This is a genomic window from Streptomyces sp. NPDC043726, assembly GCF_056436565.1.
Window position 1 is genome coordinate 45,460 of the sequence record NZ_JBWKCI010000025.1, and the last position, 22,726, is coordinate 68,185.

At 71.3% G+C, this 22,726-nt stretch carries 21 protein-coding genes; 13 read left to right on the forward strand and 8 right to left on the reverse strand.

Annotated features, from left to right (window positions below; all coding sequences use genetic code 11):
• The first annotated feature begins 3 nt into the window (after window positions 1-3).
• On the forward strand, window positions 4-750 hold the full coding sequence (locus AC068Z_RS41375; RefSeq protein WP_478568651.1) for a hypothetical protein: 747 nt from the start codon (window positions 4-6) through the stop codon (window positions 748-750).
• Window positions 751-817: 67 nt separating this feature from the next.
• Here the strand turns inward: AC068Z_RS41375 and cobT are convergent, their stop codons facing one another.
• Complete coding sequence (gene cobT, locus AC068Z_RS41380; RefSeq protein ID WP_478568654.1) at window positions 818-1,942, reverse strand: nicotinate-nucleotide--dimethylbenzimidazole phosphoribosyltransferase; 1,125 nt, start codon at window positions 1,940-1,942, stop codon at window positions 818-820.
• 167 nt (window positions 1,943-2,109) lie between these two features.
• Here cobT and AC068Z_RS41385 point away from each other — a divergent pair, with 167 nt between their 5' ends.
• A complete protein-coding gene (locus AC068Z_RS41385; protein WP_478568657.1) occupies window positions 2,110-2,859 on the forward strand; it encodes a class I SAM-dependent methyltransferase in 750 nt (249 codons plus the stop codon).
• On the opposite strand, the gene AC068Z_RS41390 is transcribed toward AC068Z_RS41385, so the two are convergent.
• Window positions 2,843-4,045, reverse strand: coding sequence for a bifunctional adenosylcobinamide kinase/adenosylcobinamide-phosphate guanylyltransferase (locus AC068Z_RS41390; protein ID WP_478568660.1), 1,203 nt, complete (start codon window positions 4,043-4,045; stop codon window positions 2,843-2,845). The genes AC068Z_RS41385 and AC068Z_RS41390 overlap by 17 nt on opposite strands.
• A gap of 126 nt (window positions 4,046-4,171) precedes the next feature.
• On the opposite strand from AC068Z_RS41390, the gene AC068Z_RS41395 reads away from it, so the two are divergent.
• Window positions 4,172-4,384 (forward strand): hypothetical protein, encoded by a 213-nt coding sequence (locus AC068Z_RS41395; protein ID WP_451729845.1) that lies wholly within the window; start codon window positions 4,172-4,174, stop codon window positions 4,382-4,384.
• 65 nt (window positions 4,385-4,449) lie between these two features.
• Here AC068Z_RS41395 and AC068Z_RS41400 read toward each other — a convergent pair whose 3' ends face one another.
• Together AC068Z_RS41400 and AC068Z_RS41405 are read right to left on the reverse strand one after the other, a co-directional pair.
• Entirely contained in the window at window positions 4,450-5,151 is a 702-nt protein-coding gene (locus AC068Z_RS41400) for a class I SAM-dependent methyltransferase (protein ID WP_478568664.1), read from the reverse strand.
• 83 nt (window positions 5,152-5,234) lie between these two features.
• Window positions 5,235-5,909: a DUF3043 domain-containing protein gene (locus AC068Z_RS41405; RefSeq protein ID WP_478568667.1), complete on the reverse strand. Its 675-nt coding sequence runs from the start codon at window positions 5,907-5,909 to the stop codon at window positions 5,235-5,237.
• Between the two features lie 201 nt (window positions 5,910-6,110).
• Here AC068Z_RS41405 and AC068Z_RS41410 point away from each other — a divergent pair, with 201 nt between their 5' ends.
• The 6 genes from AC068Z_RS41410 to AC068Z_RS41435 all read left to right on the forward strand — a co-directional run bounded on the left by AC068Z_RS41410 (window position 6,111) and on the right by AC068Z_RS41435 (window position 14,876).
• On the forward strand, window positions 6,111-6,908 hold the full coding sequence (locus AC068Z_RS41410) for a PspA/IM30 family protein (protein ID WP_478568670.1): 798 nt from the start codon (window positions 6,111-6,113) through the stop codon (window positions 6,906-6,908).
• 22 nt (window positions 6,909-6,930) lie between these two features.
• Entirely contained in the window at window positions 6,931-7,209 is a 279-nt protein-coding gene (pspAA, locus tag AC068Z_RS41415) for a PspA-associated protein PspAA (RefSeq protein WP_478568673.1), read from the forward strand.
• 145 nt (window positions 7,210-7,354) lie between these two features.
• Window positions 7,355-8,584: a sensor histidine kinase gene (locus AC068Z_RS41420; RefSeq protein ID WP_478568676.1), complete on the forward strand. Its 1,230-nt coding sequence runs from the start codon at window positions 7,355-7,357 to the stop codon at window positions 8,582-8,584.
• Between the two features lie 46 nt (window positions 8,585-8,630).
• The gene (locus AC068Z_RS41425) at window positions 8,631-9,314 is read left to right on the forward strand and encodes a response regulator (protein ID WP_478568679.1); all 684 of its coding nucleotides are present in this window, start codon (window positions 8,631-8,633) and stop codon (window positions 9,312-9,314) included.
• A gap of 131 nt (window positions 9,315-9,445) precedes the next feature.
• Window positions 9,446-12,547 carry an efflux RND transporter permease subunit gene (locus AC068Z_RS41430; protein WP_478568682.1) on the forward strand — a complete coding sequence of 1,034 codons (3,102 nt, stop codon included), beginning with the start codon at window positions 9,446-9,448 and terminating at the stop codon, window positions 12,545-12,547.
• An 88-nt stretch (window positions 12,548-12,635) separates the two neighbouring features.
• Window positions 12,636-14,876, forward strand: a complete 2,241-nt coding sequence (locus tag AC068Z_RS41435; RefSeq protein WP_478568685.1) for a protein kinase domain-containing protein — start codon at window positions 12,636-12,638, stop codon at window positions 14,874-14,876.
• Between the two features lie 18 nt (window positions 14,877-14,894).
• Here AC068Z_RS41435 and nadA read toward each other — a convergent pair whose 3' ends face one another.
• On the reverse strand, window positions 14,895-16,091 hold the full coding sequence (nadA, locus tag AC068Z_RS41440) for a quinolinate synthase NadA (RefSeq protein ID WP_478568688.1): 1,197 nt from the start codon (window positions 16,089-16,091) through the stop codon (window positions 14,895-14,897).
• 325 nt (window positions 16,092-16,416) lie between these two features.
• Here nadA and erpA point away from each other — a divergent pair, with 325 nt between their 5' ends.
• On the forward strand, window positions 16,417-16,773 hold the full coding sequence (erpA, locus tag AC068Z_RS41445) for an iron-sulfur cluster insertion protein ErpA (RefSeq protein WP_328870798.1): 357 nt from the start codon (window positions 16,417-16,419) through the stop codon (window positions 16,771-16,773).
• A 91-nt stretch (window positions 16,774-16,864) separates the two neighbouring features.
• Here erpA and AC068Z_RS41450 read toward each other — a convergent pair whose 3' ends face one another.
• Entirely contained in the window at window positions 16,865-18,415 is a 1,551-nt protein-coding gene (locus AC068Z_RS41450; protein ID WP_478568693.1) for a hypothetical protein, read from the reverse strand.
• A 94-nt stretch (window positions 18,416-18,509) separates the two neighbouring features.
• Window positions 18,510-18,719, reverse strand: a complete 210-nt coding sequence (locus AC068Z_RS41455; RefSeq protein ID WP_478568696.1) for a hypothetical protein — start codon at window positions 18,717-18,719, stop codon at window positions 18,510-18,512.
• Between the two features lie 134 nt (window positions 18,720-18,853).
• On the opposite strand from AC068Z_RS41455, the gene AC068Z_RS41460 reads away from it, so the two are divergent.
• Window positions 18,854-19,828 (forward strand): carbohydrate kinase family protein, encoded by a 975-nt coding sequence (locus AC068Z_RS41460; protein WP_478568699.1) that lies wholly within the window; start codon window positions 18,854-18,856, stop codon window positions 19,826-19,828.
• Here AC068Z_RS41460 and AC068Z_RS41465 read toward each other — a convergent pair whose 3' ends face one another.
• Window positions 19,829-21,205 carry an aminotransferase class V-fold PLP-dependent enzyme gene (locus AC068Z_RS41465; protein ID WP_478568702.1) on the reverse strand — a complete coding sequence of 459 codons (1,377 nt, stop codon included), beginning with the start codon at window positions 21,203-21,205 and terminating at the stop codon, window positions 19,829-19,831.
• A gap of 263 nt (window positions 21,206-21,468) precedes the next feature.
• Between AC068Z_RS41465 and ctaC the strand changes: the two genes are divergently transcribed.
• Together ctaC and AC068Z_RS41475 are read left to right on the forward strand one after the other, a co-directional pair.
• Window positions 21,469-22,428 (forward strand): aa3-type cytochrome oxidase subunit II, encoded by a 960-nt coding sequence (ctaC, locus tag AC068Z_RS41470; RefSeq protein ID WP_478568705.1) that lies wholly within the window; start codon window positions 21,469-21,471, stop codon window positions 22,426-22,428.
• The coding region (locus tag AC068Z_RS41475; protein ID WP_478568708.1) for a cbb3-type cytochrome c oxidase subunit I at window positions 22,425-22,726 on the forward strand (302 nt) is incomplete at its 3' end. The genes ctaC and AC068Z_RS41475, both read left to right, overlap by 4 nt.

Below are 22,726 nucleotides of genomic sequence, written 5' to 3' on the forward strand. Positions count from 1 at the left end.
CGCATGGGGCACTGGCTGGAGCGCAACATCATCGAACCGGGCAAGCTGCCCCTGCTGCTCGCGCTGAGCGCGTTCATCATCACGTTCGTCGTCACCCGGGTCGTCACACGCCTCATCCGCGCGGGCAAAGGCCCCTTCGGCAACGTCGAGGCGGGCGGGGTGCACATCCACCACGTCGTCCCGGGCGTGGTCCTCACCATCGTCGGCGGCTTCGGCGCGGTCGCGACCGGCGGGCGCGGCTTCGGATCCGGCGCCTGCGCCGTGGTCTTCGGGATCGGCGCCGGTCTCGTCCTCGACGAGTTCGCGATGATCCTGCACTTGGACGACGTCTACTGGACCGAGGCCGGCCGCCGCAGCGTCGAGGTCGTCGTCCTCACCGCCGCACTCGTCGGGCTGGTCCTCGTGGGCTTCGTGCCCTTCGGCGTCAACGACCTCAGCCAGGAGGAGGTCCAGGACCGCGGCACCCTCGCCTGGACGGTCGCGACGAACTTCCTCATCGCCCTTGTCGCCCTGTTCAAGGGCAAGCCCCTGATGGCCGTCTTCGGCGTGATCATCCCGGTCATCGCGCTCGTCGGCGCGATCCGCCTGGCGCGCCCCGGCTCCTTCTGGTTCCGCCGCTTCTACGGCCGCCGCCCGCGCGCCCGCGCCAAGTCCGAGCTGCGCGCCGACCGCCACGACAAGCGCTGGGCGGGGCCCAGCCGCGCCGTCCAGGACTGGATCGGCGGCAAACCGGACCCGGAACGCCCCTGACGCGCCTTCAGCGCCCCGCGCGGGGCCGGAACCCCGGCGACGGCGTCTTCACCGGCGGTCTCCAGAACTACTGTGAGGGTGCGGCCTCGCCGGACTCGTCGTCCTTCTCCTCCGACTCCGACTCCGACTCCGCCTTCTCCTCGGGCTCCGGCTTCTCCGGCAGCTCCGCCGCCAGTGCCGCCGCGGCCTGGACCAGCGGGAGCGCCAGCAGGGCTCCGGCGCCTTCCCCGACGGTCACGCCCTGGGTGAGGACGGGCTCCAGAGCCATCCGGTCCAGCGCCTTCGCCTGGCCCGGCTCCCCGCTGTCGTGCGCCGCCAGCCACCAGTCCGGCGCCCGGAACGCGACCCGCTGGCCCACCAGCGCGCACGCGGCCACGACCACGCCGTCGAGGATCACCGGCATCTTCCGCACCGCGCTCTGCAGCAGGAACCCGGTGATCGCCGCGAGGTCGGCGCCGCCGACGGTCGCCAGCAGCCGCAACTGGTCCCCGAGCACGGGCCGGGCCCGCCGCAGGGCGTCCCGGATCGCCGCGCACTTGCGCATCCAGGCCAGGTCGTCGATGGCGAGCCCGCCCCGCCCGGTCACCACGGACGCGTCCGTCCCGCACAGCGCGGCCACCAGCACGCCCGCCGCGGTGGTGCCGCCGACGCTCACATCGCCGAGCACGACCAGATCCGTACCGGAGTCCGCCTCCTCGTCGGCCACCGCGACCCCGGCGCGGAACGCGGCCTCCGCCTCCTCGAGCGTCAGCGCGTCCTCGATGTCGATCCGCCCGCTGCCGCGCCGCACCCGGTGCCGTACGACGTCCTCGGGCAGGGTCTCGGGGTCGCAGTCCAGGCCCATGTCGACGATCCGCACCGGAACGCCGAGGCGCCGCGCGAGCACGGACACCGGCCGGCCGCCCTCCAGGACGTCCCGCACCAACTGCCCCGCGCTGCCCGCGGGCCGCGCCGAGACGCCCAGTTCGGCGATCCCATGGTCACCGGCGAACAGCACCACCCGCGGCCGTTCCACCGGCCGCACCGGTACGGCGCCCTGCGCCGCGGCCAGCCACTCACCCAGGTCGTCGAGGCGGCCCAGCGACCCGGGCGGCACGATCTGACGCTCCCGGCGCGCCTCCGCGTCGCGGCGCACCCCACCGTCGGGGCGCTCGATCAGATCGGTGAAGTCGTCGAGATTAAGCGAGCTCATTCGCCGAACAGTACCGGCACCGGTCGAACGGAACATCGCCACATGGCCACCACTCGCCCCGCCACGTCACCCCCGCTCCGGCGCGACGTCGTTGCACCCAAGATCGCGATCCCATACGTTCCGTTTTGCAGCGGATTGTCGTACGCCCCTCGCGCCCGGAGTCGCCCATGTCCGCACCCACCGAACTCGCCCCCGCGACGGACGGTTTCCTCGCACCGCGCCGCGACGACTGCCCCTGGTGCGGCTCACACCGCCTGCGCACCCGGCTCAGCGCCGAGGGCTACACGCTCGACGCATGCCACGACTGCGCCCACGCCTTCCAGAACCCCGGCCCCACGCGCCACCGGTGCGAGCGCGCGTACGGCCGCCGGCGGCTGCTCGCGACCGCCCGCGCGATGCTGCCGTATGGCGAACCGGAGAGCTGGCTGGACGTCGGCACGGGCGACGCGGAGTTCCCGGCGGTGGCGAAGGAGGTCTTCCCGTACACGTCCTTCGACGGCGTGGACCCCACCGGCAGGGTGGAACGGGCCCGGGCGGCGGACCGCGTGGAGGAGGGCTACGCGGGCGACCTGACCAACCCTCACCTCATGGCCCATCTGCGCGGCCGCTACGACGTCGTCAGCGTCCTGCGCCACCTGCCACAGGCCAAGGACCCCCGCGCACTCCTGCGCGCGGCGGTGGCGGCACTGCGCCCCGGAGGCCACCTCCTGCTGGAACTCCCCGACCCCCACACCCCGCTCGCACAGCTCCTGGGCCGCTGGACCCACCCGCGCACCCGCCCCCGCCACCTCATCCCCCCGGACAACGTCCGCGCGGAACTGGACGCCCTGCACTGCGAGATCGTGACCGCCCGCCGGATCCCCGTCGGCACCGGCGGCCATCGCCTCGTCGCCCGCCTCGTCACCCGCGCAGAGTGACCGCCTGCCCCGCCACCACCAGCAGCACGTGCTCGCACTCGTTCGCGAACGCCGCGTTCAGCCGCCCCAGTTCGTCCCGGTAGCGCCGACCCGAGGCCGTGGCCGGCACGATTCCGGAGCCGACCTCGTTGGACACCGCCACCACGGTACGGCGAGTGGAGCGCACCGCCTCCGTCAGCTCCCGCACCCGTTCCCGCAGCGCCCGCTCGCCCCCGTCCGCCCACACCGCGTCGTCCCACGCCCCGGCCGAGTCCATCGCGTCCGTCAGCCACAGCGACAGGCAGTCGATCAGCAGCGGCGTCCCGTCCTCCGCCAGCAACGGCACCAGGTCGCACGTCTCCGTCGTACGCCACGACCCCGGCCGCCGCTCCCGGTGCGCCGCCACCCGGGCCGCCCACTCGGTGTCCCCGCCCCGCAGCCCCCCGGTCGCGACATACAAGACGTCGGGGAAGGCTTCGAGCCGCCGCTCCGCCTCCACCGACTTCCCGGACCGGGCCCCGCCCAGCACCAAGGTCCGTCGCGGCACGTCCGGCACCTCCTCGTACGCCCCGACCACCAGGGTCGTCCCGTCCGCCACCGCCCGCGCCCCCAAGGACGCCAGCCGCCGCCGCAACTCGCCCCCCGGCGGCACGTCATGGTCCAGATGTACGGCGATGACGTCCGTCGTCGGCCTGATCGCCCCCACCGCCCGCAGCCGCGCCAGCGCGTCCGGCCGCCCGGTCACGTCCGCGACGACCATGTCGTACGTTCCCACGTCCGCGTCCTCGATCCCCGCCGGCGCGCTCCCGGGCGGCAGATACAGCAGCCGCTGACCGCCGGGCCCGGTCACCGCGTACCCCGTACCCCCGGCGTCCATGGCCATGGCCCGCACCCGATGGCCCGTCAGCAGCGCGAGCTCCCGGCCGTCCGGCACCCGGGCCGGGGCGGGCAGCCCGGCGGGCACCTCGACGGCCGGCCCGTCGTGCGGGTGCGACAACAGCACCTGCCGCACCCCGGCCAGCGACTTCCCGGCCCGGGCCGCCGCGAAAGCCGCCCCCGGCGTCAGATCCAGCAGCAGTGCCCCGTCGAGGAGCAGCGCGGTCGCCGCCCGTACCTCCGCCCCGAGGGCGGTGGCGCAGGCGGCACAGGGACAGTCGGGGCGGGGGAGGCCGGTGGGGGCTCCGGTGCCGAGCAGCGTCAGTTCCACGTCCCGATTTTCGCCGGTGCCCCGATGACATGCTCACTCGAGACCCCCTATAGGGGCGCCGATCTTGTTCGCCGCGTCCGTCCCAACGCATAGGGTGACCACACCAAGCTCACCGAGGAGGCCTGCATGGCAGCATGGATCTGGCGCTTCGAGAAGGCCGACGGGTCGGAGACGGCACCCCCCGTGGAGCCGGAGGAGTTCACCACCCAGGGAGACGCCGAGTCCTGGATCGGCGAGGTCTGGAAGGACCTCCTCGCCGGCGGAGTGGACCAGGTGCGCCTGTTCGAGGACACCACGGAGATCTACGGGCCGATGAGCCTGCACGCCGAGGAGGCGTAGGAGCGAGCGCAGGGGCGGTCGTGGAGCCGTAGAGGCGACAGCGGCCGCCCCCTCCGCACTGCTCGTCAGCCCCGCACGCCGCACAGATGCAGCAGCGCCGCGACCCCGCGGTACGGGTCCGTGCGCCCCGCCCGCTCCTCGGTCGCCAGCAGCGTCTCCACGTCGGCGGGGATCTCGGCGTCGTCCGCGGCGGTGTCCGTGAAGACCCGTACGCCGTACCAGCTGTGCAGCGGGGCGCCGATGCCGGCGAGCGTCGCCGTCAGGGTGGCCAGGCGGTCCGCCCGGACGTCCAGGCCCAGCCGGTTGCGGTAGGCGGTGGTGTCGAAGGAGGCCAGGGCTCCGGTCCAGTCGCCGGACAGGCCAGGGCGCATCGCCAGCGCGTCGGCGTTGCGGACCAGCAGGGAGAGCAGTCCGCCGGGGGCGAGCACCCGGGCGAGGCCCGCCAGCAGCGGGTCGGGCTCCTCGACGTACATGAGGACGCCGTGGCAGAGCACCACGTCGAAGCTGCCCGGCAGGAAGTGCACGCCGGTGTCCCGGCCGTCGCCCTCGATGATCGACATCCGCTCGCGGATCCCGTCCGGCTCGCCCGCCAGCGACTGCCGCGCCGCGGCGATCATCCGCGCGTCCTGCTCCAGGCCGGTCACCTGATGACCGGCCCGCGCGAGCCGCAGGGCCTGGGTGCCCTGGCCCATGCCGACGTCGAGGATCCTCAGTCGCTGCCCGACCGGGTAGCGCCCGGCTATCTGCTCATCGAGCTGCCGGGCCACCAGCTCCTGTCGTACGACGTCCCGCAGTCCGCCCAGCTTGCTCAGCCAGGCATCCGCCGCGCCCCCGGAGAACGGCGTCGTGCTCAGGGCCGCGCCCCGCGCTTGACCTGCGGCTTCGGCAGCCGGAGCCGGCGCATCTGGAGGGAGCGCATCAGGGCGTAGGCGACGGCGCCGCGCTTGTTCTCGTCCGGGTAGCGCTCGTTCAGCTGCTTCTTGAGACGGAAGCCGGTGACGATCGAGTCCAGCACGATCAGCACGATCACGACGAGCCACAGCAGCAGCGCGATGCTCTGCAGGGCGCCCACCCGGACCATGCTCAGCACGAGGATGACCACGGCCATCGGGAGGAAGAACTCCGCGACGTTGAAGCGCGAGTCGACGAAGTCGCGGGCGAAGCGGCGCACCGGCCCCTTGTCACGGGCGGGCAGATACCGCTCGTCGCCGCTCGCCAGCGCCTCGCGCTGCTTGGCCAGCGCCTGCCGGCGCTCCTCGCGCGAACGCCTGGCCGCCTCCTTGCGCGTGGTCGGCGTATTGGCGACGCTGCGGCGCTGGGACTGGGCCTCACTGCGCTTGGGCGTGGGCCTGCCCTTCGGGGCCTGCGGGTCGCGGGGCTGATTGGAGTCGGTCAGGGGCGCCTTGTCGGCGACCGATGCCTTCTCATCCTTGGCACGGCTACGGAACACAAAACCCAAGGGTACGGGGTCCCCGCGCATGGACCCCAGTCCGGTGGGGAACGAATCGGCAACACCAGTCGTCATGTAGGGGACAGAGGGGACGTCGTGCACGTTTCCGGGAACCCCGGGGAGCACCTACTCCTCACGCCGGAGCTGGAGCGAACGCAGTCGTCCTTGGGGATGAGCGCATCCGTCCCCGAACAGTGCGTCAATGGATGCAGGGCCCGTACTGTGGGTTCTGTCGCAGAGCTGGAGCTGGACGTCAGAAGGGGGCGCGCGAAGCCCATGAGCGGTGTCATGAAGCGTATGGGGATGATCTTCCGCGCGAAGGCGAACAAGGCCCTTGACCGGGCCGAGGACCCGCGCGAAACCCTCGATTACTCGTACCAGAAGCAGCTGGAACTGCTCCAGAAGGTGCGCCGCGGCGTGGCCGACGTGGCCACCTCGCGCAAGCGCCTGGAGTTGCAGCTCAACCAGCTCCAGTCCCAGTCTTCCAAGCTGGAGGACCAGGGCCGCAAGGCGCTCGCGCTGGGCCGTGAGGACCTGGCCCGCGAGGCGCTGTCCCGGCGCGCGGCGCTCCAGCAGCAGGTGACCGACCTGGAGACGCAGCACGCCACGCTCCAGGGCGAGGAGGAGAAGCTCACCCTCGCGGCCCAGCGGCTCCAGGCCAAGGTGGACGCCTTCCGTACGAAGAAGGAGACCATCAAGGCGACCTACACCGCCGCCCAGGCACAGACCCGGATCGGCGAGGCCTTCTCCGGCATCTCCGAGGAGATGGGCGACGTCGGCCTGGCCATCCAGCGCGCCGAGGACAAGACCGCCCAGCTCCAGGCGCGGGCCGGCGCCATCGACGAGCTGCTCGCCTCCGGTGCCCTCGACGACCCCACCGGCATGCACAAGGACGACATCCAGGCCGAGCTGGACCGGCTCTCCGGTGGTACGGATGTAGAGCTGGAACTGCAGCGCATGAAGGCGGAGCTGGCGGGCGGCACCTCGGCACAGCAGCAGGCCATCGAGGGCGGCAACGGCCAGTCCCAGCCCCAGCAGCAGCCGCAGGACACCCCGCGCTTCGACAAGCAGTAGGGCCCACGCCTAGGAGGGCGACATGATCGTACGGATCATGGGGGAGGGGCAGGTGAGGCTGGCCGACAGCCACCTCACCGCACTCAACAAGCTGGACGACGAGCTGCTGGCCGAAATGGAGAACGGCGACGGCCCCGGCTTCCGCCGCACCCTCCAAGCCCTCCTGACGAAGGTCCGCGAACTCGGCGACCCCCTGCCCGACGACTCCCTCGAACCCTCGGAACTCATCCTCCCGTCCCCGGACGCGACGCTGGAGGAAGTACGGGAACTGTTGAGCGACGATGGCCTGATCCCGGGTTGAGGATGTCTCCGGTGCGGTGTCGCGCCCCTTCAGGGGCGCGGGGATCTGCGTCAGGGGCGCGGGGACCTGCGCGACCAGCCCTCACCGGCCCGCGGATTCGACACGGTGCTTCCGCCGGAGGCACGCCCGGCTACCGTAATCAGCCGTGAACACCCTCGACCGCGCCAGAGCCCACCTCAAAGCGCACCCCCTCGCACTGGACGCGGCCATCGCGGCCGGCGCCCTGATCTGCATGGTGGCCGGCTCGTTCGTGGACCCGCACGGCAAGGACGGCGTCACCTGGGGCATCCGCAGCCCCGACGTCCCCAGCCTGCTCCTGATCACGATCGGCGCCATCGCCCTCGTCTTCCGCCGCCGCGCCCCCAGAACAGTCCTCGCCGTCACCGGTGCCGTCGCCGTCGTAGAGAGCGTCACCGGCGACCCCCGCGCCCCGGTCGCCATGTCCGCGGTCATCGCGCTCTACACCGTCGCCTCCACCACCGACCGCCACACCACCTGGCGCCTCGGCCTGCTCACCATGACCGTCCTCACCGGCGCCGCCATGCTCGCGGGCCCCCTCCCCTGGTACGCCCAGGAGAACCTCGCGATCTTCGCCTGGACCGGCATCGGCGCCACCGCCGGCGACGCCATCCGCAGCCGCCGCGCCTTCGTCGACGCCATCCAGGAACGCGCCGAACGCGCCGAACGCACCCGGGAGGAGGAGGCCCGCCGCCGGGTCGCCGAGGAACGCCTGCGGATCGCCCGCGACCTGCACGACGTCGTCGCCCACCACATCGCCCTGGTCAACGTGCAGGCCGGAGTCGCCGCGCACGTCATGGACAAGCGCCCCGACCAGGCCAAGGAGGCGCTCGCCCACGTCCGCGAGGCCAGCCGCTCCGCGCTCAACGAACTCCGCGCCACCGTCGGTCTGCTGCGACAGTCCGGCGACCCCGAGGCTCCCACCGAACCCGCGCCCGGCCTGGACCGGCTCGACGAACTCGTCGGCACCTTCCGCAGCGCCGGACTCCAGGTCGAGGTCGCCCGCGCCGACCAGGGCACCACCCTCCCCGCCGCGGTCGACCTCGCCGCCTACCGGGTCATCCAGGAAGCCCTCACCAACGTCCAGAAGCACGCGGGCAACGAGGCCAAGGCCGAGGTCAGCGTCGTCCGCGTGGGACCCCATGTGGAGATCACGGTCCTCGACGACGGCGTCCACGACCCAGACGCCCCCGTCGAGGGCGGCGGCCACGGACTGCTCGGGATGCGCGAGCGCGTCACGGCCCTGCGCGGCACCCTGACCACCGGTCCCCGCTACGGCGGCGGCTTCCGCGTCCATGCGATCCTGCCTGTCAAGACCCGTACGGCCACGACAGGCGAGCCAGGCGCGCCGGTGTGACCGTCGAGACCCGTACCGCCACCACGGGAGAGCCGGGGGAGACCGCATGACCATCCGTGTCCTGCTCGCCGACGACCAGGCCCTGCTGCGCAGCGCCTTCCGCGTCCTGGTGGACTCCGAGCCCGACATGGAGGTCGTCGGCGAGGCGTCCGACGGTGCCGAGGCCGTGGCGCTGGCCAGGGAACAGCGCGCCGACGTCGTCCTGATGGACATCCGGATGCCCGGCACCGACGGCCTCGCCGCCACCCGCCTGATCAGCGCGGACCCCTCCCTCGCCCACGTCCGGGTGGTCATACTGACCACCTTCGAGGTCGACGACTACGTCGTGCAGTCGCTGCGGGCCGGCGCCTCCGGCTTCCTCGGCAAGGGGTCCGAGCCCGACGAACTGCTCAACGCCATCCGCGTCGCCGCCGGCGGCGAGGCCCTGCTCTCCCCGGCCGCCACCAAGGGCCTGATCGCCCGCTTCCTCGCGCAGGGCGACGGGGGCGACGAGGACCGTGACCCGTCCCGCGCCGAACGGCTCGACGCGCTCACCGTCCGGGAGCGCGAGGTGCTGGTGCAGGTCGCCGGGGGCCACTCCAACGACGAGATCGCCGAGCGGCTCGTGGTCAGCCCGCTGACGGTGAAGACCCACGTCAACCGGGCCATGGCGAAGCTGGGCGCCCGGGACCGGGCCCAGCTCGTGGTGATCGCCTACGAGTCCGGGCTGGTACGCCCAAGGGTGGACTGACGTCGGCCCGGCGTACTGCGCCCGGAGTATGCGCCGTATAAGGAACGGGACCTCGGGGCTACGAATGAGGGGTTCCGGATGGCTCAGGGTGTAGGAGCCGCTCTGCTCGACAGAAGAGAGACCCTGATCCCATGTCCTGGCTGTCCAGGTTCAGCCTCGCGCAAAGAGCCCTGATCGGGCTTGTTTCGATCATCGCGCTCGCCTTCGGGGCGATCGCGATACCCCAGCTCAAGCAGCAACTGCTGCCGTCCATCGAACTGCCCATGGTGTCCGTCCTCGCCCCCTACCAGGGCGCGTCCCCGGACGTGGTGGAGAACCAGGTCGTCGAGCCCATCGAGGACAGCCTCGAAGGTGTCGACGGCATCACCGGCGTCACCTCGACCGCCAGCGAGGGCAACGCCCTGATCATGGCGTCCTTCGAGTACGGCAACGACACCCAGCAGCTCGTCGCCGATGTGCAGCAGGCCGTCAACCGGGCCCGGGTCCAGCTCCCGGACGACGTCGACCCGCAGGTCGTCGCCGGTTCCACGGACGACATGCCGACCGTCGTGCTCGCCGTCACCGCCGACCAGGACCAGCAGGCCCTGGCCGACCGGCTCGACCGGACGGTCGTACCGGACCTGAAGGACATCGACGGCGTCGGTCAGGTCACCGTCGACGGTGTGCGCGACCTCCAGGTCGGCGTCACCCCGGACGACGCGAAGCTCGCGAAGGCCGGGCTGACCCTCCAGTCCCTCACCCAGGCCCTCCAGGCGGGCGGCGCCACCGTGCCGGCCGGCTCCTTCGACGAGGACGGCGCCAACCGGACCGTCCAGGTCGGCGGCGGCTTCACCTCGCTGGAGCAGATCGAGAACCTGCGGATCAAGGGCGAGGGCAAGCCGGTCCGCCTCGCCGACGTCGCCGAGGTCGAGCAGGAGCAGGCCCCGGCCGACTCCCTGACCCGCACCAACGGCGAGCCGAGCCTCGCGGTCATGGTCACCATGGACCGCGACGGCAGCGCGGTCGCCATCTCGGACGCGGTGGACGACAAGCTCGCGCAGATGCGCGCGGACCTCGGCGCCGGCGCGACCGTCACGGTCGTCAGCGACCAGGGCCCGGCGGTCGCCAAGGCCATCGACGGCCTGACCACCGAGGGCGCCCTCGGTCTGCTCTTCGCCGTCCTCGTCATCCTGGTCTTCCTCGCGTCGGTGCGCTCGACGCTGGTGACGGCGGTGTCCATCCCGCTCTCGGTCGTGCTCGCGCTGATCGTGCTGTGGACGCGGGACCTGTCCCTCAACATGCTCACGCTCGGCGCCCTGACCATCGCCATCGGCCGGGTCGTGGACGACTCGATCGTGGTCCTGGAGAACATCAAGCGGCACCTGGGCTACGGCGAGGAGCGCGAGGAGGCCATCCTCAAGGCGGTCCGCGAGGTCGCGGGCGCGGTGACGTCCTCGACGCTCACCACGGTCGCCGTCTTCCTGCCGATCGGCCTGGTCGGCGGCATGGTGGGTGAGCTGTTCGGCTCGTTCAGCCTGACCGTGACGGCGGCCCTGCTGGCCTCCCTCCTCGTCTCGCTGACGGTCGTACCGGTGCTGTCGTACTGGTTCCTGCGCGCCCCGAAGGGCACCCCCGAGGACGCCGACGAAGCCCGCCGCGCGGCCGAGGAGAAGGAGGCGAAGAGCCGTCTGCAGCGCCTGTACGTCCCGGTCCTGCGGTTCGCGACGCGCCGCCGGCTGACCAGCGTGGCCATCGCCGTGGTGGTGCTCATCGGCACCTTCGGCATGGCGCCGCTGCTGAAGACGAACTTCTTCGACCAGGGCGAGCAGGAAGTCCTCACCGTCAAGCAGGAGTTGAAGCCCGGCACCAGCCTGGCGGCGACCGACGCGCAGGCGAAGAAGGTCGAGCGGCTGCTCGGCGACACCGAGGGCGTCAAGGACTACCAGGTCACCATCGGCTCGTCCGGCTTCATGGCGGCCTTCGGCGGCGGTACGGACACCAACCAGGCGTCCTACTCGGTGATGCTGGAGGACTCCGCTTCCTCCGCCGACGTCACCGACCGCATCGAGGCCGGCCTGAAGAAGCTCGACGGCATCGGCACGACCACCGTCGCCGCCGGTGACGGCTTCGGCAGCCAGGACCTCAGCGTGGTCGTCAAGGCGGCCGACGGGACCGTCCTGCGCGAGGCCGCGGAGGAGGTCCGCAAGGCCGTGGCCGGCCTGGACGACGTCACCGACGTCACCAGCGACCTGTCCCAGAGCGTCCCGCGCATCTCGGTGAAGGCCAATGACAAGGCGGCCGCCGCCGGGTTCGACGACCAGACCCTGGGCATGGCGGTCGCCCAGGCGGTCCGCGGCACCACGGCCGCCCAGGCCACCCTGGACGACACCGAGCGGGACATCGTCATCAAGTCGGCCAAGCCGGCCACGACGCTGAAGCAGCTCCAGGCCCTGCGCCTCGGCCCGGTGAAGCTGGGCGACATCGCCGACGTGAAGCTGGTCGACGGCCCGGTGTCGATGACCCGCATCGACGGCCAGCGCGCCGCGACCATCACGGCGAAGCCGACCGGTGAGAACACCGGCGCGGTGAGCGCGGACCTCCAGTCGAAGATCAACGGCCTGGACCTGCCCGCGGGCGCCACGGCCGAGATCGGCGGCGTCTCCGAGGACCAGGACGAGGCGTTCGCCAACCTGGGCCTGGCGATGCTGGCGGCCATCGCGATCGTCTTCATGCTGCTGGTCGCGACCTTCCGCTCGCTCGCCCAGCCGCTGATCCTGCTGGTCTCGATCCCCTTCGCGGCCACCGGCGCGATCGGCCTGCTGATCGTCACCGGCACCCCGATGGGCGTCCCCGCGATGATCGGCATGCTGATGCTGATCGGCATCGTGGTGACGAACGCGATCGTGCTGATCGACCTGATCAACCAGTACCGAAAGCAGGGTTACGGCGTCGTCGAGGCCGTCGTGGAGGGCGGCCGCCACCGGCTGCGCCCGATCCTCATGACGGCCCTGGCGACGATCTTCGCGCTGCTGCCGATGGCGCTGGGCGTCACCGGCGAGGGCGGCTTCATCGCCCAGCCGCTCGCGGTGGTCGTGATCGGCGGCCTGATCACCTCGACCCTCCTCACCCTCCTCCTCGTCCCGACGCTCTACGCGATGCTGGAACTCCGCAAGGAGCGCCGAGCGAAGAAGCGCGCGGCGAAGCGAGAGCGGAAGGCAGAGGTCCCGGCCCAGCCGGAGCCCGCCGGAGTGTGACCGGAGCGGCCGGGTCCGGTGGCTGCCGCCACCGGACCCGGCCGTATCCTTTCCTCCCAACAGCCACTCGGGGGAGAGGGATCGGGGCGTGCCGCTGCACAAGGACGATCCGAAGTCGGTCGGCGGATACAGGCTGGTGGACCGACTGGGCGCCGGCGGCATGGGCATCGTCTACCGGGCCAGATCGCGCTCGGGCCGCGAGGTCGCGGTCAAGATCGTGCACGCCCAGTACGCCGAGGACCCGGTCTTCCGGGCCCGCTTCCGCCAGGAGATCGAGGCCGTCCGCAAGGTGAGCGGCGCCTTCACCGCGCCGGTCGTGGACGCCGATCCGGAGGCGGTACGGCCGTGGATGGCGACCCAGTACGTGCCGGGCCGCTCGCTGGCCGCGCGCATTCGTGACGTGGGCCCGCTGCGGGAACCGGAACTGCGGCGCCTCGCGCTGGGGTTGGTGGAGGCGCTGCGGGACATCCACCGGGCGGGAGTCGTCCACCGCGACCTCAAACCCGCCAACGTCCTGCTGGCCGACGACGGCCCCCGGGTCATCGACTTCGGCATCTCCCGCGCGGCGGAGAACAACACCCTCACCGAGACCGGCCAGATGATCGGCACCCCGCCCTTCATGTCCCCGGAACAGCTGACGGACGCCCGGTCGGTCAACTTCTCCTCGGACGTCTTCTCGCTCGGCGCCCTTCTCGTCTACACGGTCACGGGCCGGGGCCCCTTCGACGCGGACAGCCCCTACCTCACGGCGTACCGAGTGGTCCACGACGCACCCGTTCTGGACGGCGTACGACCGCCGCTGCGGGCGATCCTGGAGCGTTGCCTGGCGAAAGAGGCGGCGGACCGGCCCGGACTGGACGACCTGGCCGGGGAGTTCGCGCGGGTGCTGCCGGAGGCGTCCGCGGACGACTCGGCGACGGTGACCCTGCGCTCGGACGAGGTCGCGATGGTGCGGGTCCGCACCGAGACGGCCGCCGACGGCCCCCGGGGCCGGCGCGGCCGCGGCCGCAGGCTCTGGGCCATGACCGGAGCGGCGGGCGCCCTCGCCCTCACGGCGTACCTGCTGATCGGCCCCGAAGGCGGGGACGACGGCACCCGAGCCGCGGGCTCCGCCAAATCCTCCCGCTGGACCGCGCTGCCGGCCGGCTGGAAGCCCTGGCAGACGACGGTGAACGCCACCGCGGCGACCGGGGTGAAGAAGGGCGGGTCAGTTTCCCCCACCACTTTCCAGAGCGGCGGCCCGGACTGTCGGCTCCACGAGGGCGCCGTCTACTGCGCGGGCGACGGCGTGCTGCCCGTGCGCCTCGACGGGCTCACCGGACGGACCGACTGGCGCGCCGAAGTGGTGCCGTCGGACACGGCGGGCAAGGGGACCTACACCTATGCGGTCCTCGGGGTCGCGGACGACGCGTTGGTGGTTCAGCAGGAGTACCAGCCCGAGGACCAAGGCGATCCCGTGACCTCGGTCGCAGCCCTCGACACCGGTACCGGTGAGCGGCTTTGGTATCGCACGGTGAACGACCGTCAGGTCGACGGCCCGTATCTCTCCGGTGACCTGGTGATCGTCCCGGACGACAGCGGCCGTTCGGTGACCGCCCGCTTGCCGCGAACCGGCGCCGAGCGCTGGACGGCAGCCCTGCCGACGGGCCGGTACTGCGGGCTCGAGAGCATCGGCGACGAGATCTATCTGTCGTGCGGCTCGGGCGATGCGGTCACCAAGGACATCCTGCTCCTGCGGCTCGACCGGGCCGACGGCTCGGAGTGGCGTCTGTCGGTGCCCGATCGCGGACACCTCGTCGGGATGTTCGACGGACGGCTGCTCTTCCTGGACCCCACCGAGGACCAGGAGGGGAACACCCTGTTGGTCGTCGACGGGGACATGCCGTACTCACGGATCCGGCTGGTGCATCCGGAGACCGGTGCCGAGACCACGACCGAGCTGGCGGAGGAGTTCGCGGGCGAGGTGACGCTGGCGGACGGCAAGCTGTGGTTCGCCACGTCCGGCGGCCAGGTGACCGCCGTATCGCCCCGGACGGGCGAGCGCCTGTGGCAGACCCGGACGAGCCTGGAGCAGCCGAGTGGCGTCACCCACGACCCGCGCACCCGTGTGGTCTATCTGTCCAGCGCCAGCGGCCGGGTCGCCGCCCTCGACGCCAGGAAGGGCACGCCGTTGTGGGAGAGCCTGCCGCGCGCCCAGCAGGTGACGGACCAGACCTGGGAGCTGCCCAAGGTGCTGCTCCACCGGGGCGCCCTCGTCGTCACCACACCCGAGGGTGACGTCTTCACCCTCGACCCCGCTCACCCCGACCGGAAACCCGTACCGGGGTGAGCGTGTGCCCCTCGCGGGCTACGGCAGCGCCAGCATCCGCTCCAGTGCCAGCTTCGCGAACGCCTCGGTCTCCTTGTCGACCTCGATGCGGTTGACGAGGTTGCCCTCGGCCAGGGACTCCAGAGCCCAGACCAGGTGGGGCAGGTCGATGCGGTTCATGGTCGAGCAGAAGCAGACCGTCTTGTCGAGGAAGACGATCTCCTTGCCCTCCGGCGCGAAACGGTTCGCGAGGCGGCGGACCAGGTTCAGCTCCGTGCCGATGGCCCACTTGGAGCCGGCCGGGGCGGCCTCCAGCGCCTTGATGATGTACTCGGTCGACCCGACGTAGTCCGCGGCGGCCACGACCTCGTGCTTGCACTCGGGGTGGACCAGGACGTTCACGCCCGGGATGCGCTCGCGGACGTCGTTGACCGAGTCCAGCGAGAAGCGGCCGTGCACCGAGCAGTGCCCGCGCCACAGGATCATCTTCGCGGCGCGCAGCTCCTCGGCGGTGAGGCCGCCGTTCGGCTTGTGCGGGTTGTAGACCACGCAGTCGTCCAGCGACATGCCCATGTCCCGCACCGCCGTGTTGCGGCCGAGGTGCTGGTCGGGCAGGAACAGGACCTTTGTTGAATTGGGCTCGCCCTGTTCGAAGGCCCAGTCCAGGGCCCGCTTGGCGTTGGACGACGTACAGATCAGGCCGCCGTGCTTGCCGGTGAACGCCTTGATGTCCGCCGACGAGTTCATGTACGACACGGGCACGACCTGCTCGGCTATCCCGGCCTCGGTCAGCACGTCCCAGCACTCGGCGACCTGCTCGGCCGTGGCCATGTCGGCCATGGAGCAGCCGGCCGCGAGGTCGGGCAGCACGACCTTCTGGTCGTCGGAGGTCAGGATGTCCGCGGACTCCGCCATGAAGTGCACACCGCAGAACACGATGTACTCGGCCTCGGGCCGCGCGGCCGCGTCCCGGGCCAGCTTGAAGGAGTCGCCGGTGACGTCCGCGAACTGGATGACCTCGTCGCGCTGGTAGTGATGGCCGAGCACGAAGACCTTGTCGCCGAGCTTCTCCTTGGCCGCGCGGGCGCGCTCGACCAGGTCCGGGTCGGACGGCGAGGGCAGGTCACCGGGGCACTCCACACCACGCTCGCTCCTCGGGTCGGCCTCACGGCCGAGGAGGAGCAGGGCGAGGGGCGTCGGCGTTACGTCGAGCTCCTGGGTCTGGGCGGTGGTCACGACACGCACCCTTTCTGTTCTGCGGCTCGCCGGCCCGGATTCACCGGGTCGGCGGGGTCACCAACTGGCTTTTCGTCGAAATGACGCTATCTATCATAACCGGTTCACGTCAGTTTGACGATGGGCATAGCGTCTATGTGACGTGAATCCCTGTGGGCCTCGTTTCATTCCCGAAAGGGCCGTTTTCCGCTCACCGGCGCGTGTGCGAGCATGAAGAAGGAACCGCACGAACCGGTAAGACACGCGCCCGGCCCGGAATGAATCCGCGGCCCCGCCGGTTGCAACCGTCGGCAAGCAGTCTCCGTACAACCCGGGAGAGATGTAGATGTCCGTATCGGACGAGACCAGCACCGTCACCGACGGCATCGTCCTGACCGACGCCGCCGCGTCCAAGGTCAAGGCCCTGCTCGACCAGGAAGGCCGTGAAGACCTCGCCCTGCGCGTCGCCGTCCAGCCCGGCGGCTGCTCCGGCCTGCGCTACCAGCTCTTCTTCGACGAGCGCTCCCTCGACGGCGACGTGGAGAAGGACTTCGACGGCGTCAAGGTGGTCACCGACCGTATGAGCGCCCCTTACCTGGGCGGCGCCACCATCGACTTCGTCGACACGATCGAGAAGCAGGGCTTCACGATCGACAACCCGAACGCCACGGGCTCCTGCGCCTGCGGCGACTCCTTCAGCTGAGCCGTCCGCGGCCAAGGCGAAGGCTCGATAAGTACGACGAAGGCGGCGACCCCCTCCGACGGGGCCGCCGCCTTCGCGTGTCCGCGGGTCCCTACCGGGCCCCGGACGTCTCCGGCAGCCGTGCGCCTTCCTTCTCCAGCGGCACCGCCTTGCCGTCCGAGCCCACGACCTCGCGGTCACCGAGCGGCTCGTCCAGCTGGACCGTGCGGTGGTAGCCCTTGGCGATCATGATGCAGACCTTGTCGGGCCAGGGCCGTTCGGTCACCGTGACCGTCACCGCGTCCTCGGTCTCGCTCACCGCGGCGTCGTAGTCGGCGCAGACACCGCCGGTGAAGGCGACGGTCAGCTCCTCGCCCTCGGTGGTGTAGCCCTCGACGGTCACATCCCGCGTGGGGACCTCGTCGCTCGGCCCGGTCGGCCGCGGGCTGGGCTGCCCGGTCGCGGGGTCCGACGGCGCCGTCGACGTCAGGAACTTCGGGTCGATCGCCGGATGCGTCACCGTGAAGCTGTCCTGCGCGCCCGGCGCCCGCACCTGGAACAGCCAGGACGGCACCAGCGCCTGCCGTGCGTCCACGTAGTGCGCGGCCAGCCCGAACACGGCCTTCTCGACCTTGATCGTGTCCTGCTCGGCCGACTTCGCCGGCTTCTCCGGCTCCGAGCACGGCTCCGTCCCGTCCAGTGGTACGGGGCTGGCGCAGCCGCCGATCCCGGCCCGCGGGTCCTCCGCCGGCGCCGCGTTCATCAGCGCGAGCGTCCTCTCGGCGCTCAGCACCGGATAGGTGTCGCTCTTCACCGGCGCCTTCAACTGGCCGCTGCCGACGACGACCTCGCCCCGTGCGCTCACCGTCACCCCGGTGGTCCAGCCGTAGGTGGGAAGACCGCCGACCACCGGATCGGCGTTCACCACCCGGTCGCCGCCCATCACCTGGCTCGTGTCGAGCTTCGCGTCGTCCTGGCCGACCGCCTTCAGCACCGGGGCGGCGGCCTTCTTCGCGGCCTCCGGGCTCACCGGCCCGACGCTCTGGTCGCTGGACTGGCCGCCGGGCTTCTCGGTGCAGACCGTGGTGCTCTCGCAGTTGTCCGTGCCGCCCGCGTACCGCTGGAAGGTCCAGGTGCCCGGCGCCCGCTGGTTCACCTGGAGAGAGGGCCCCGACCCGTCCTTGGCGCCGATCCGCCAGGCCTGCCCCTGGAGCACGGGCTTCCCCGGGACCCCGAGAGCCGTGGCGAGCCGGGACACCTCGTCCGCGCCGACCTCACCCCGGGTCCGGTACACGGCAGCCGAACCGGGCCCGTCCGGAAGCGTCCCGTCCGCCTGGAACGTGGCGCCGTACGGATTCGGCTCACCGGGCGCGATGCCTCCGGTGGAGCCCGTCGAACCCTCGGTGTACCCGTCCAGCGCGAGCGGCGGGGGCGTGTCGTCGCCGGGCGCCCCCGAGGACGTACCGCCGTCGGAGTCGTCGGAGGCACTGGCGGCGAGGTAGGCCCCGCCACCGCCCGCGAGGAGCACCGCGGCGGCGACGGAGGCGATGATCACGGGGGAGCGGCGCCGGCCGGAACCGGACTCGGCGTCCCGTGGGGTGCCGGTGGGGTCGACGGCGCCGGGCTCGGCCGCGTCGTCGTTGCCGGGTCGCTCGGTGTTCACCGCATCGCTCCTAGGGTCGTATCCCGCATCCCCTTTCCGGGGGACAGCGATGGGACGCGGCACACGAGCGCACGGTTCCCGCGAACGCGCCGATTCAGTCGCCGTAGTCCGACATGGCGTCCAGCAGCCGTGCGGACTCGCTCGGCACCTTCACGCCGTGGATCAGCGAGGGGGAGACCGGGAGTGGGGCGACCCGGTCGGGAGCCGCCCAGTGGGGAGCCATCCGGGCGCAGTCGCCGCGCAGCGCCGCCAGATCGCCGTCGACGTCGACCGGAACGGGCGCCGGAGCCTTGAGTTTCGTCATAGCGGAACCGTAGGCACGCCATGGCCTGCGAAGAAAGATCTACTATCGGGTAGTTTTGGACGCTTCTGAGTCACCAACGGACCCGGTAGCGTTAACTGTCAATCCGCCTCCGCATCCGCAGGAGAATCCCAGCCGTGCGCATCGCAGTCACCGGCTCCATCGCCACCGACCACCTCATGACCTTCCCCGGCCGCTTCGCCGACCAGTTCGTCGCGGACCAGCTGCACACGGTCTCGCTGTCCTTCCTGGTCGACAACCTGGACGTCCGCCGGGGCGGCGTCGGCGCGAACATCGCCTTCGGCATGGGTCAGCTGGGCACCCGGCCGCTCCTCGTCGGCGCCGCGGGCTTCGACTTCGACGAGTACCGGGCCTGGCTCGACCGGCACGGCGTCGACACCGAGTCGGTGCGCATCTCCGAGACCCTGCACACCGCGCGTTTCGTGTGCACCACCGACTCCGACCACAACCAGATCGGCTCCTTCTACACCGGCGCGATGAGCGAGGCCCGGCTCATCGAGCTGAAGACCGTCGCGGACCGCGTCGGCGGCCTCGACCTGGTCCTCATCGGCGCCGACGACCCCGAGGGCATGCTCCGCCACACCGAGGAGTGCCGGTCCCGCGGCATCCCCTTCGCCGCGGACTTCTCCCAGCAGATCGCCCGGATGAACGGCGACGAGATCCGGATACTGCTGGACGGGGCGACGTACCTCTTCTCCAACGAGTACGAGAAGGGCCTCATCGAGACGAAGACCGGCTGGTCCGACGCCGAGATCCTCGCCAAGGTCGGCTGCCGCGTCACGACGCTGGGCTCCCGCGGTGTCCGCATCGAGCGGGCCGGCGAGGACCCGATCGAGGTCGGCTGCCCCGACGAGGAGCGCAAGGCCGACCCGACGGGCGTCGGCGACGCCTTCCGCGCCGGGTTCCTTTCGGGCCTGGCCTGGGGCGTCTCCCTGGAGCGCGCGGCCCAGGTCGGCTGCATGCTGGCGACGCTCGTCATCGAGACGGTGGGCACGCAGGAGTACCAGCTGCGCCGCGGCCACTTCATGGAGCGGTTCACCAAGGCCTACGGCGACACCGCGGCCGAAGAGGTCCGCAAGCACCTGGCCTGACTAGTCGAGCCGGCGGACCAGGTACGCCGTACCCACCTCCGCCGGCTCCTCTCCCACGTACTCCTGGCCCCGCATCTCGCACCACGCCGGGATGTCCAGGCGGGCCGCCTCGTCGTCCGAGAGCACCCGGACCAGGCCGCCCACCGGCACCTCGCCGATGACCTTCGCCAGCTCGATGACCGGGATCGGGCAGCGCTTGCCGAGCGAGTCCACGACCAGGACGTCGTCGCGTACGACGGTCTCGGCGACCGGCGCCCCCAGCTTCTCCCGCACCCCGGTCACCGCCCCCGGCAGCACGTCGAGGAACCGCTCCACGTCCTCCGCCGCCGCCCCCGCCGGCAACGACACCCGCACATTCCCCTCACTCAGCACACCCATCGCCCTCAGCACATGGCTGGGCGTCAGCGTGCTGCTCGTACAGGACGATCCGGACGAGACGGAGAAACCGGCGCGGTCCAGCTCGTGCAGCAAGGCCTCTCCGTCGACATAGAGACAGGAGAAGGTGACGATCCCGGGCAGCCGGCGCTCCGGATCCCCCACCACCTCCACATCCGGCACCAGTTCCGGCACCCGGGCCCGGATCCGCTCCGTCAGCTCCCGCAGCCGTACCGCCTCCTGCGCCGCCTCGGCCCGCACCGCCCGCAGCGAGGCCGCCGCCGCGACGATGGCCGGCAGGTTCTCGAACCCGGCCGCCCGCCCGGACTCCCGCTCGTCCAGTGGCCCTTGCGGAGCGAACCGCACCCCCTTGCGCACGACGAGCAGCCCGACCCCCGAGGGCCCGCCCCACTTGTGCGCACTCGCCGTCAACAGCGACCAGTCCCCTTCGACGGGCCCCCAGCCCAACGACTGCGCCGCGTCCACCAGCAACGGCACCCCCGCCTCCCGGCACACCCCGGCCACCTCACCCACCGGCTGCACGGTCCCCACCTCATGATTGGCCGCCTGCAGACAGGCCAACGCGGTGTCCGCCCGCAGGGCGGCACCGAAGACAGCCGGCTCCACGGCTCCCGTTCGGCGGACGGCGACCTGGGTGACCGAGCCGCCGTCCCGCTCGTGCACCTCGGCCGAATGGAGCACGGAGGAATGTTCAACGGCTGACACGATCAGGTGACGTCCGACGCGTCTACGACCGGCCAAGGCTCCCGCGACACCGGCGTGTACGGCCCGGGTTCCGGACGAGGTGAAGACCAGTTCGTCCGGTCGACAGCCCACCGCGTCGGCCGTAGCCTCGCGGGCCGCGTCCAGCAGCATGCGGGCCCGCCGCCCTTCTCGGTACAGCCGAGCGGGGTCGGCCCACCCCTCGTCCAGGGAGGCCAACAAGGCCTGACGGGCGACGGGATGAAGAGGGGCGGCGGAGGCCGCGTCGAAGTAGGACACACCTCAACGCTAAAACCTCCGCCAGGGCAGCGGACGCAAGGGGCGCGGGGAACTGCGCGACAAGCCGTATTCAACCCGCACCCGCCAAACAAGCGAACCACCCGAGTTACTAGGCACCCCTCCTCGCGCGACCCGAAATCGCGTCGGCTAGGGTTTGGTCCGCATAAACATCCAAACCCCTGCCCGACGCAGGGCGGCGACCGACCAGCGAGAAGGCAGGCCGCAGCCAATCCGCGCGGGCGAGACTCTCGGGAAGGCGCTACGTGAGTCCCAACGGCTCCGACCGCTCGCCGCGGCGCCCGATGCGGCGGAAGCTGCTGCAGGCACTGACCGCGGGCCTGGTCCTGGCGACCGCCACAGGTTGCACATACGAGGACTTCCCCCGCCTTGGTATGCCCACCCCGACCACGGAAGAGGCTCCGCGGATCCTCTCCCTGTGGCAGGGATCCTGGGCTGCCGCGCTCGCCGTCGGCGCGCTGGTGATCGGCCTGATTCTGTGGAGTTCCTTCTTCCACCGGCGCAGCCGCACCAAGGTCGAGGTCCCTCCGCAGACCCGGTACAACATGCCGATCGAGGCGCTGTACACGGTGGTCCCGCTGATCATCGTCTCGGTGCTCTTCTACTTCACGGCCCGGGACGAGTCGAAGCTCCTCGAGCTCAAGGACAAGCCCGACGTCACCATCAACGTCGTCGGCTTCCAGTGGAGCTGGTGCTTCAACTACGTCGAGGGCGTCGACGGTTCCACCGGTGACGCCACCAAGTCCAAGGAACTGGACGCGATCCCGGACCGCTACAAGGAGGACTTCCCGGCCAACGCCGGCGGCGTCTACGACTGCGGCACTCCGGGCACGCGCAACCCCCAGACCGGCAACCCGGGTCCGACCCTGTGGCTGCCCGAGGGCAAGCGCGTCCGCTTCGTCCTCACCTCGCGGGACGTCATCCACTCCTTCTGGGTCGTGCCGTTCCTGATGAAGCAGGACGTCATCCCGGGCCACACCAACGCCTTCGAGGTGACTCCCAACCAGGAGGGCACCTTCCTGGGCAAGTGCGCCGAGCTCTGCGGCGTCGACCACTCCCGCATGCTGTTCAACGTGAAGGTCGTCTCTCAGGAGCGCTACGAGCAGCACCTCCAGGACCTCGTGAAGAAGGGGCAGACCGGTTACGTTCCCGCCGGCATCGCGCAGACGAGCCACGAGAAGAACCGGGAGACGAACAACCTGTGAGCATCCTCAACGAACCCCAGGGTGCCGCGGCGGCGGAGTCCCACTACAAGGACGAGCTGCCGGTCAGGCGCAAGCAGCCCGGCAACGTCGTGATCAAGTGGCTCACCACCACTGACCACAAGACGATCGGAACGCTGTACCTCGCCACGTCGTTCGCGTTCTTCGTGATCGGTGGCGTGCTGGCGCTGTTCATGCGCGCCGAACTGGCCCGGCCTGGTCTGCAGATCATGTCGAACGAGCAGTTCAACCAGGCGTTCACGATGCACGGCACGATCATGCTGCTGATGTTCGCGACGCC

What these genes read in the sequence shown, in the direction of transcription:
- AC068Z_RS41455 (WP_478568696.1), bottom strand. Translation starts at nt 18,719, where the DNA reads ATGACGAAACTCAAGGCTCCGGCGCCCGTTCCGGTCGACGTCGACGGC.
- AC068Z_RS41375 (WP_478568651.1), top strand. Translation starts at nt 4, where the DNA reads ATGGGGCACTGGCTGGAGCGCAACATCATCGAACCGGGCAAGCTGCCC.
- AC068Z_RS41410 (WP_478568670.1), top strand. Translation starts at nt 6,111, where the DNA reads ATGAGCGGTGTCATGAAGCGTATGGGGATGATCTTCCGCGCGAAGGCG.
- erpA (WP_328870798.1), top strand. Translation starts at nt 16,417, where the DNA reads ATGTCCGTATCGGACGAGACCAGCACCGTCACCGACGGCATCGTCCTG.
- pspAA (WP_478568673.1), top strand. Translation starts at nt 6,931, where the DNA reads ATGATCGTACGGATCATGGGGGAGGGGCAGGTGAGGCTGGCCGACAGC.
- AC068Z_RS41395 (WP_451729845.1), top strand. Translation starts at nt 4,172, where the DNA reads ATGGCAGCATGGATCTGGCGCTTCGAGAAGGCCGACGGGTCGGAGACG.
- cobT (WP_478568654.1), bottom strand. Translation starts at nt 1,942, where the DNA reads ATGAGCTCGCTTAATCTCGACGACTTCACCGATCTGATCGAGCGCCCC.
- AC068Z_RS41425 (WP_478568679.1), top strand. Translation starts at nt 8,631, where the DNA reads ATGACCATCCGTGTCCTGCTCGCCGACGACCAGGCCCTGCTGCGCAGC.
- AC068Z_RS41430 (WP_478568682.1), top strand. Translation starts at nt 9,446, where the DNA reads ATGTCCTGGCTGTCCAGGTTCAGCCTCGCGCAAAGAGCCCTGATCGGG.
- AC068Z_RS41405 (WP_478568667.1), bottom strand. Translation starts at nt 5,909, where the DNA reads ATGACGACTGGTGTTGCCGATTCGTTCCCCACCGGACTGGGGTCCATG.
- AC068Z_RS41385 (WP_478568657.1), top strand. Translation starts at nt 2,110, where the DNA reads ATGTCCGCACCCACCGAACTCGCCCCCGCGACGGACGGTTTCCTCGCA.